This is a genomic window from Pseudomonas sp. GZD-222 (assembly GCF_049310525.1).
GTDB lineage: Bacteria > Pseudomonadota > Gammaproteobacteria > Pseudomonadales > Pseudomonadaceae > Aquipseudomonas.
Genome location: NZ_JBMOWO010000132.1, coordinates 20770 through 27305 on the forward strand (window position 1 = coordinate 20770; position 6536 = coordinate 27305).

The 6536-nt window shown below is 61.3% G+C and carries 4 protein-coding genes; 1 reads left to right on the forward strand and 3 read right to left on the reverse strand.

All coding sequences use genetic code 11. The annotated features are described in order from the left end of the window. Nucleotides 1–90: 90 nt before the first annotated feature. The 3 genes from ACO6VD_RS25145 to dinG form a co-directional block, all read right to left on the reverse strand. Nucleotides 91–1236, reverse strand: a complete 1146-nt coding sequence (locus tag ACO6VD_RS25145; protein ID WP_422422630.1) for a serine hydrolase domain-containing protein — start codon at nucleotides 1234–1236, stop codon at nucleotides 91–93. 151 nt (nucleotides 1237–1387) lie between these two features. Continuing rightward, complete coding sequence (locus ACO6VD_RS25150) at nucleotides 1388–3643, reverse strand: beta-agarase (RefSeq protein ID WP_422422631.1); 2256 nt, start codon at nucleotides 3641–3643, stop codon at nucleotides 1388–1390. Between the two features lie 81 nt (nucleotides 3644–3724). Further along, a complete protein-coding gene (gene dinG, locus ACO6VD_RS25155; protein WP_400173329.1) occupies nucleotides 3725–5869 on the reverse strand; it encodes an ATP-dependent DNA helicase DinG in 2145 nt (714 codons plus the stop codon). Between the two features lie 97 nt (nucleotides 5870–5966). Here dinG and ACO6VD_RS25160 point away from each other — a divergent pair, with 97 nt between their 5' ends. Next, nucleotides 5967–6431 carry a CopD family protein gene (locus tag ACO6VD_RS25160; RefSeq protein ID WP_422422632.1) on the forward strand — a complete coding sequence of 155 codons (465 nt, stop codon included), beginning with the start codon at nucleotides 5967–5969 and terminating at the stop codon, nucleotides 6429–6431. Nucleotides 6432–6536: the final 105 nt, after the last annotated feature.

Genomic DNA, 6536 nt, shown 5'->3' on the forward strand with positions numbered 1-6536 from the left:
ACCATGAAAATGAAAGAAAAACCGACCAACAGTACAGAGCGTTGGAATTCAGAATAGCTAAAGGGTTCAAGCGCCAGCAGTGCTAACCGATCAAAGGCACCCTGCAAGGACCCGCGCAAGCTTCTGCGCCCGGGGGTCCATCAACACATAAGGGCCCAGGGTATTGGTGACAAAACCAAAGGCTACATCGTACTCCGGATCGGCAAAACCAACCGATCCACCGGCGCCAGGGTGACCAAAGGCCTTGCTGCCCAGACCAAAGGTGGCATTGGCCACGGCTGGCTGGTCGAGCATGCAGCCCAGACCGAAACGGGTCTGGGTCAGCAGTGTCTGGTCCTGGCCCAGGCTGTGTTCGCGCGTGAGCTCATCCAGCAGTTCCGACTCCAACAAACTGCCATCAAGCACACCGGCATAAAAACCGGCCAGGCTGCGGGCATTGCCATGGCCATTGGCCGCTGGCTGTTGCATCCGGCGCCATTCGGGCTTGTTGGTGCTGGTGAGTATGCCCGGCGGGTTGGTAAAGGCGCGGGTGGACAGTGCCTGAGGCTCGCGCAGAGTTACCTGGAGCAGACGCTGGGCCGCCTCATCACCCATGTTGCCCTTGCCACGCGCAAGGTGTGCAACACGGTGGAACTCCTGATCGTCAAGGCCAATATGAAAATCCAGGCCCAAGGGGCGTGCAGTACGGGCGACAATCGACTCACCCGGGCTGCGACCATCGGCACGACGAATCAATTCGCCGATCAGCCAACCGAAGGTGATGGCCGCGTAGCCATGTGCGGTACCCGGGGTCCACCACGGCGCTTCGGCGGCTAACGCCTGCACCATGGTTTGCCAGTCGTAGAAGGCTTCTGCCGGCATCAGTTCACGAAGCGCCGGCAAGCCGGCACGGTGGCTGAGCAACTGGCGCAGGGTAATGGCCTGTTTGTCGGCCTGGGCAAACTCCGGCCAATAGCGCGCAACGGGGGCATCAAGGGACAACTTGCCCTCTCCCACCAGTTGCAGAGCCGTTACCGCAGTGAACATCTTGGTGCAGGAGAACAGGTTGACGATGGTGTCGCTGTGCCAGGCTTCACTTCCGTCTTTATCGGCGGTGCCGGACCAGAGGTCAACGACGGTTTCTCCGCCGACCTGAATGCACAGCGCCGCTCCTCGTTCCTGGGGATCGTCGAACAACGCCGCAAAGGCTTCGCGCACAGCTTCGAACTTAAGCTCGTAATGACCCTGAATCTGCACCCAGCCGCTCCCCGCACATACTGCTGTCGAAAATGGCAGGCATTGTTTCAGCCTGAGAGGGTTTTGGGAACACACAGTGGTCAGGCGGTCGCCACACCCGACAACCTGGCGGCTTGATGCGTTGGTCGCGCTTCAAGCCGCCAAGTTACTGCTATTGGGTCTTGGCGGAGGTTTCAGGGACGGGAGCCTTGCCGATCTGCTCTTGTGCTTGCAGATTGCTCTTACGCACACTGTCGACAAACCCTTGGAACGGCACGTCGGTAATACCCACCAGCCCAAAGTGACCGTTCTCTCCATCCAGCAAGCGACCACTGGCAGGTTGGTCCTGGTACTGGAACCAGTGCACGCCGACAATCGACGGCTCAGCCAGTGCGGCCTTGACGAAAGCAGCGTAGGCCGGACCGCGCCCTTCTTCCTTGGCCACTTCCATCGGACCCGGCCAGAACGGGCCACGGTCACGGGAACCGAATTGGAACTCCGATACCAGCACTGGCTTGTCCAACGCATTGAGCTGACTGAAGTCGTAGCCGTCCTGAGGTTTGGGCGTGTAGAAGTTGAAGCTCAACACATCACAGAACTCGGCACAGGCGGTCACGGCTTCCGGTGTACTGACGGCAAAACGACCGCCGAGCAACAAGTGATTCGGCGCGTGCCACTTGAGCGAGTCGGAAATGGTCTTGAAGTAGGTTTCGGCAAAGACCTTCTGGAAATATTTGAAATCGGCTTCGATCTCGGGATATTCCGCACTGGGCAGCGGTGGCTCGAAACCGGGATCTTCCATCAATTCCCACGCCGGCAAATCGATCCCCCAGGCTTTGGAGAGCCCGGCCTGGTTGCGGTACTTGTCGCGCAACTGCTTGAGGAAAGCACGCTTGGCGGGCACGTCAGTGGTCAAGCGCAAGGTGCCATAGGCCAGCGCATAGCGGGCCTTGGGGTCACTGCCCGGTGCGGCCCAGGCCAGCTCATTGTCGGCAAAATAACCGATCAGCCAAGGATCATCGCGGTGATCACGGGCAGCGATAGCCACGGCACGCTCGGTAGCCATGGCAAAACGCGGATCGAACGGGTCGGGCATACGTCCCCACCAGTCCATCCCGGTGCTAATGCTGGTGTAGTCACCGACAATCGACAACGGCAAGGTGTAAGGCAGACGATTGGCTTGCCCCAACGCAGGTTCGCTCCAGTTACCCAGGGTATTGAAGCCCCAGGCCTGCAGGCGGTCGAGGGTGTGCCCTTGCCAGCGCTGCAGGTCGAGCACCGGTGCCGGGCACTCCACCGCGGCAGTAGTGTTGCTTGCAGCGACCGGGATGCAGGCTTTGCCATGGCCGCGCTCAAGGTTGGCAGCATAGAAGTCGAACCAGCGCCCCTGGTTGAACTGACGGCCAGTGGATGAACCGTTGCCGTCGTTGTTATTGCCCTCTCCATAGAACTGCGCCAGTGGTTCGCCCGTCTTCGGCAGTGCGGTGAACATCGCTTCACGCCCGGTAACGTAGGTGCGACCACCGTCGACGGCGACGGTATTGACACCCAACGAATAGAACGGATGGCCTTCAGGGGTGACCAGGTACCAGCGTCCATCACGTTTTTCAGTACGGAAGAAACCCTTGGCGTCGAAACTCGGCCCTGTGTTCACACCGCCGAACTTGTCGCGTGGCAACTGGCTGCGCTCGGCCAGCCAGCCCTTGAGCTGCTGCTGCTCGCGGGTTGCGGCGGCCTTGAGCTGGTCATCGCTGACAATCTTTTCCGGCCAGCGGCTGCGGGTAGATTGACCATAACCATCGATCAGGCCGGTATACACGGCCTTTTGCAGCTGATCGTCATCCTGGATGCCAACGCGTTCAATCAACAGACTCTGGGCGACATTGGGCTTGTTCATCGACAAGGTCACCGACACCACCTGCTTCAAGTCCAGCTCACCGCTGCTGCTGGTCAGCACCCAGCGCTGGCCTTCATGCGTCCACGGCATCGGTGGCCCGGCACGCATGCCTTGGCTCAGGGGTGAGCTGGCAGTCAGTGGGACCACCACTGTCTGTGCCGGACCTGCTGGCAAGTCGATACGGCTGGTAAGGGTCTTGCCGTCGCTGCTCAACACCGTGACATCCACGGTCAGCGGCCAGTCCATACCGCTTTGCAGGCGCAAGGTCATGGCCGTAGCGGTCGACCAGTCCCAGGCGCCGGTTTGCGGACTCAAACGCAGGCTGGGCCGCTGCACCGGGTTGAACACCACGCGACGCAATACCTCGCCCTCAGCCGTCTGCTCTGCGTTGTATTGCGGCAAGCTGGCATCTTCGGTCACCACGTTGACCACGGCGGCCGGGCGCACGAAGCTGAACAGCGTCTGTTGCCCGGCCAGCAGTGGCGTAATGAACAGCAGGGCGAAGACAGCAGGCAAGGTACGGCGAATCATAGGGCTGGAGCTCTCCTTGAGGGCCCTTGCGGGCCTTGAACTGAGTCATAGACAACGTCCCGGAGCTTTGATCCCCGGGAGTCAGGAAATTTCCCGTCGAAACGGCGGCAGCGCATTGAGAATAGCCTTGCCGTAGCGCTGGGTGACGACACGTCGATCCAGCAGGGTGATGGTGCCGCGGTCTTCTTCGGTACGCAGCAGGCGACCGCAGGCCTGGATAAGGCGCAATGATGCGTCCGGCACGGCGATTTCCATGAACGGGTTGCCGCCGCGCGCCTCGATCCACTCGGCCAGCGCTGCCTCGACCGGGTCATCCGGTACCGCGAAGGGAATCTTGGCGATCACCACATGCTCACAGTAGGCACCCGGCAAGTCGACCCCTTCGGCAAAGCTTGCCAGGCCGAACAATACGCTGGAATCACCGCCATCGACGCGTGCCTTGTGCTTGTTCAAGGTTTCCTGTTTGGACAGGTTGCCTTGAATGAACACCTGCTTGCGCCAGTCCCGGTCCAGGCCGTCGAACACGTCCTGCATCTGCTTGCGCGACGAGAACAGCACCAGCGAGCCACGCGAGCCTTCTACAAGTTCTGGCAGATCACGGATGATCGCCGCCGTATGCGCCGCCGCATCCCGGGGATCGGCGCGCAGGTCCGGCACACGCAACACGCCGGCATCGACATGATGGAAGGGACTGGGCACAACGCTGGTCACGGCGGTCTTGGGCAAGCCGGCGCGCATGCGGAAGCGATCGAACTTGCCCAACGCGGTCAGCGTGGCCGAGGTCACCAGCGCGCCATGGGCGACACTCCACAAATTGCGCCGCAACATCTCCGCCGCGAGGATCGGGCTGGCGTTGACCTCGATGTCGAACAGCGCTCCGCTCTCGGCCAGGGTCAGCCAGCGCGCCATGGGCGGGCTGTCTTCAGGGTCTTCAGCGGTGAAGGCAGTCCACAGTTCCCAGTTGCCCTGAGCGCGCATCAACAGGCTGCCAAACAGGGGGTACCACTCTTCGGCCTGGTGGCTGGCAATGCCAATGTTCACCTCGGCATCCATACCCTCCTTAAGCAACTCGGTCAGGCGGGTGAACAGATCCGTCAGGCGCGAGAAGCCCTTTTTCAGCTCGATGCCCATTTCACGCATGTGCTCGGGCACCACGCCACCCACGAAGCGATGGCGTGGCCGCTCGCGGCCTTCCATATCTTCGCCGGGGCGGAAGTCGGCCACCTGCTCGCAGGCGCTGAACATGAACTGCTGCTGGGCCTTGATCTCCCGAGCCAGTTCCGGCACCTGCTCGATCAACTTGCCCAGATCGCCCGGTAACGGGTGCTGGGCAAGCAGTTTGGTGAGGTTCTTGGCGGTTTGCTCAAGCCAGTCGGCGGTGGAACGCAGGCGGGTGTAGTGAGCAAAATGGCCGATGGCCTTGTCCGGCAGGTGATGGCCTTCGTCAAACACATAGATGGTGTCACGCGGATCTGGCAACACTGCACCACCACCCAGGGCCAGGTCGGCCAGGACCATATCGTGGTTGGTGACAATCACATCGACCTTGCCCATGCCTTCACGCGCTTTGTAGAAGGTGCACTGGCCAAAATTCGGACAATGGCGACCGGTGCACTGGCTGTGGTCAGTGGTCAGGCGCGCCCAGTCCTGGTCTTCCAGGGCCTGGGGCCAGCTGTCACGGTCGCCATCCCAACGATTGCCAGCGAGTTTCTCGATCATGCTGGTGAACAGCTTCTGGCTGGCCTCGTCGACTTCGATCCTGAAGCCTTCTTCCTCGAACAGCTGAGCGGTGGCCGATTGGGCGTGCCCCTCCTGCAACAACAGGTCGAGTTTGGACAGACATAGATAACGTCCACGGCCCTTGGCCAGAGCGAAGCTGAAATTCAGACCGCTGTTGCGCATCAGGTCGGGCAGGTCCTTGAAGACAATCTGCTCCTGCAGCGCCACCGTGGCGGTGGCGATGACCAGGCGCTTGCCTGCAGCTTTGGCGGCGGGAATCGAAGCCAGGCTGTAGGCCACCGTCTTGCCGGTACCCGTCCCGGCCTCGACCGCCACCACGGCAGGTTCGCCCGCGCGGCGACCTTCATCGTCGCAGGCGATATCGCCAAGCACCTTGGCTACTTCGGCGATCATCAGACGCTGGCCGTAGCGCGGCTTGAGGCTCTTGGCTTCGAGAAAACGCGAATAGGCGCCCTGAATCGTGGTTTTGAGTTCGTTGCTGATCATGGTGTCGGGGCGCCCGAAGGGCTGGATAAATTTTCAGTGTTTCGATTGGGTCGCTATCATACCCCGCTATTGCCCTTTGCGCCGAATGGAGATCCTGATGAGCGCCTTTGCCCTTCCTTATAGCCTGCACGTTCTGGCCGCCCTGGTGTGGGTCGGCGGAATGTTCTTTGCCTGGCTGATCCTGCGGCCTGCGGCGGTTGCAGCCCTTCAAGGACCTGATCGTTTACGCCTCTGGGTAGAAGTATTTCAGCGTTTTTTCTTCTGGGTCTGGGTAGCGATCGCGGTCCTGGCGATCAGCGGCATAGGCATGCTGCACCTGCGTTTTGCCGGCTTCGACGCGGCGCCACGCTATGTGCAAGTCATGATGGGTGGCGCTATTGCGATGATCGCGTTGTTCATTCGTGTCCAGTCGTTGCTGCTGCCGGAACTGCGCAAAGCGGTGCAGGCGCAGGACTGGCCGACGGGTGCTGCAGTGCTGGGCAAGATTCGTCGCCTGGTGGGTATTAATTTGTTGCTCGGCATCTCAGTGGTGCTGGTAGCGACCACCCGTTTGATGGCGTAACACGGGACTGGTGGGGTGGGGGGGGGGGGGGGGGGGGGGGGGGGGGGGGGGGGGGGGGGGGGGGGGCAGCGTGCGCCCCAACCGACCACCACAACCAACCTCACC